Annotated in this window: 3 protein-coding genes; all 3 read right to left on the bottom strand. The window is 65.7% G+C overall.

Annotated elements, in window-relative coordinates; all coding sequences use genetic code 11:
- A partial coding sequence (locus VFO93_RS22000) for a hypothetical protein (protein WP_325136533.1) occupies positions 1-1,028 on the bottom strand: 1,028 nt, incomplete at its 3' end.
- A 53-nt stretch (positions 1,029-1,081) separates the two neighbouring features.
- Positions 1,082-2,065 (bottom strand): hypothetical protein, encoded by a 984-nt coding sequence (locus tag VFO93_RS21995; RefSeq protein ID WP_325136532.1) that lies wholly within the window; start codon positions 2,063-2,065, stop codon positions 1,082-1,084.
- A 142-nt stretch (positions 2,066-2,207) separates the two neighbouring features.
- Positions 2,208-3,332, bottom strand: a 1,125-nt coding sequence (locus tag VFO93_RS21990) for a hypothetical protein (RefSeq protein ID WP_325136531.1), incomplete at its 5' end; no start/stop codon positions are given.

Genomic DNA, 3,332 nt, shown 5'->3' with positions numbered 1-3,332 from the left:
GGCTGGCCGCCGAGCGTGGTGCTGACGCCGTCGGCGGCGAGCCAGGCCAGGGTGCCGTCGGCCAGCTCGTAGACCTGGCGCGGGGCCAGGGCGGGGGTGGCCTGGGGCGGGTGGCGGTAGGTCCAGGCCACGTTCAGGGCCGTGTCGAGCTTGCAGAGGAAGCCGAAAGTCTGCCCGGCCGTGGTGCGCTGCTGGCCGCTGAACACGTAGCCGCTGCCATCGCGCAGCCGTAGCATATTGCTCCAGCCTCGCGGCATACGTTCTTGGTTGCTATCCGTAAACAAAAGGAGCTCGCGCTGGCGGCGCAGGCGGCCCTGAGTGTCAGTTTCGACCAGGTAGGGATGCGCGTAAGGCGGCGCGGCCAGCTCGCCCACGATAAGCCAGCCGCCGCGGGCGGTGCGCAGCAGGTCGCAGGGGTAGGCGTTGCCAAAGGTGGGGGTGGGGTAGCGCCGCACGCGCCCCACCGTGCCCAGCGTGTCAGTGCTCAGCAGCGCATACTGCCCCATGTTCTGCGTATCGAAGGCATAGGTCAGCACACGCACGCTGTCACCCTCGCGCACGGCGCGGGTGGGAGCACCCTCCAAAAAATTCAGCGGATAACTAATACCGGGCAGTGTGTCGCCATTAGGACGGATGCGCTGAAAGAATAAGCGGGCGGTGGCCGTATTATTGCCCGCCGTGCGGGCTGGTAGTGTTGCCGCTAGCAGGCTGCTACCATTACGGCCTGCCAGCATCACCATGTTCTGTTCGAGAGTACCTAGTGTACGGCCCTTGCGTTGGTAGGCCAACGTGCCGCTGGCCGCCACGCGGGCGTAGATGAGGGGGTAGCCCCCCCCACTGACTCGGTCGCCGATGCCCGATAAGACATAGTCGCCCCCCGCCAACTGGTGCAGGTAGCCAAATACGTCATAGGCCGCGTATGGAGTTGCGGAGAAAGGCAGCGCATACTCCCAGCCGACTTGTTGCGCATAGCTCTTGGGCTGGCCCCACAGTAGGGCCAACACGAGCAAAATCAATATACGTCGCATATCCCAAGAAAGCGGGGCCGCGCAGCGCTAAGCCGCACGGCCCCGCTGGAGGACTAGGGATTAACGAACAGCTTCTGCGGGGCAGCGGCCGGCTGCCCTTCTACCACCAGCTGGTAGGCGTACTGTCCGGCCGGCAGCCCGGCCAGTGGCACGCGCTGACTCCGTTCGGTACCCGTGCCTGCCACGGGTACCACCCGTAGCACCTGCCCGGTGAGCAGGTTGGTGAAGCGCAGCTCGGCCGTTTGTTCGGCCCGCGCCAGCTGGCAGGCGATGGTGACTTCGGTCTGGGCTGGGTTGGGGTAAGCGGCCCCCAGCGTCGCGCCGCTTTCGGTCAGTATTCGCTTGCGGGCCACGGCGGCGGCCGGTTGCGGGGCGGCCGGGGTGGGGGCGGGCACGGGGATGAGGGGGTGATAGTAGCGCAGCCAGCGGGTGGCCTGCGGGGCCACGCTCAGGCCCGACCAGGCCAGCGTGCGCAGGGTGGTGCTGTCGGTGGCGGTGAGCAGGGGCGCGGTCTGGGGCAGGTGCCGCAGCACCGTGCGCAATTGCAACTGCGCGGCCAGCTCGGCATCGAGCAGGGCCTGCGGCTGCAGGCCCGCCAAAATGCGCTGGGTAGCGGCGGGCGCGTGCTGCTCGTCGTAGGCGCTCAGCAGGTAGCGGCCCAGCGTGCGGTAGGCCGCGTCGTTGGGGCCGGCCAGGGTGGCCCACCAGGCTTCGAGGGTGGGCAGCTGCTGCGTGCCCGCGTAGTAGCTGCTTACCTCGTGCAGGTAGCTGCGGCGGCGGGCCGCCGGCACCAGCTGCCGCCGCACCGAGTCCATGAGGGCGGCCAGGTAGCCGGGGCTCGGGGCCGCTCCGCGCTGGTTTACGCCGTTGCCATTACCGGCACCCTGGCCCAGGCAGTATTTTGTCAGGTTGATGCCGCCTACTGTATTTACCGAAACGAAGCCCCCACCAATCCAAGTTACCGCCTCCTGCGACGAGGTAGTCTGATAATAAGTAACCGGCGTCGTATTATTGTCATTCACAATGCCATACGTCACCCCGTCAAACCGATTGGCCGCCGGGCCACATGGGGCTGCCGATGTCGTTGATGGTAGCATCCTGCTGCACCACGATGCCGGCCGTGTTGCCCGTGACGCCGCCGTTGCCCTGGGCGAAGGTGTTGCAGCCCAGGCGGCTGACCTAGCTCTGGCCGTTGATGTAGTTTTTGACCACGAAGCCATTGACGCAGCCGGAGGTTTGGTTGTCGACGATGTCGCTTCCGCTGAGTTCGGTGGCGCTGATGCCCTCGTTCATGTTTTGCAGCAGGTTGCCGCTGGCGCTGGTGGGGCCGCTGATGCTCAGCCCTATCTGCTGGTAGTTGTTGAAGGCCGGGTTGGTATTGCCCGTCACCGTGTTGTTGACAAACAGGTTGGGAATGGCCAGCCGGCCCTCGCGCACGATGCCGTAGCGGGTAGCGGTGGGGTCAATCTGGTCGGTGTTGGCGGGGAAGATACCGTTCAGGCCCACCTGGTTGCCGCTCGTCACCGAAATAGTGGTGCCGGTATTGGTATCGTTGTTGACGGTCCAGATGCCGGTCTGAAAAATCTTGTTCAGCACGTTGTTTTGTATCATCACCCCGGCCCGGTCTACCTCGTTGTTGACGATGCCATACACGGCGTTGTTGATGGCGTTGCCCGTTACTTCCACGGCGTGGCTGCCAAAGTCGCCCACCGGCGTGAGGTACAGCGCCTGGTAGGCAAAATACTGGGTGCCGCCGGCCTGCTCGTAGGGAAAGCGCGTCTGGCCCGGGTCCGAGTCAAACGTGCAGTTGGCGATAAACGAGGTAGTGCCCGCCGTGTGCACGGCCACGTCGCGCACGTGCGTGAGGTTCTGGGCAAAGGCCGAGCGCTCAATCACGTAGGCGGTCGTGCCCCCGTTCGAGCCATCCTCCAGGCTGAGGGCGCACAGCGCGTGGCTGATGGCGGAGCCGTTTTGTACCACCAGGCGGTTGGTAGTGCCCGGCCCAGCGCCGATGCCTTTCACTACTACGCCGCGCCACATGGGGCAGGTAGTCGTGCTGCCCGAGGCCGTCAGGGTCGCGTTGTCCAGCACCAGGGTGGCCTTGTCGCCCACCGTAATGGTGCTGCCCGAAACCCGCCGGATGGGCGTGCCGAAGGCGCCTATTCTGGTAGCGCGGCCATTCACGTAGAACGTGGTGCCGGGCGTGAGCGTGTAAGTGCCGTTGGTGAGTACCAGGTCGCCGAGCACTTGGTAGTCGCCGGCGTAGCTGTTGCCGCCGCTCAGGGTGGTCGTTTGCCCGGCGGC

Origin of the sequence: Hymenobacter sp., assembly GCF_035709525.1 — a bacterium.
Classification (GTDB): domain Bacteria; phylum Bacteroidota; class Bacteroidia; order Cytophagales; family Hymenobacteraceae; genus Hymenobacter.
Note: the sequence above shows the minus strand (reverse complement) of the source record. Positions and strands in the feature narration are given on the sequence as shown.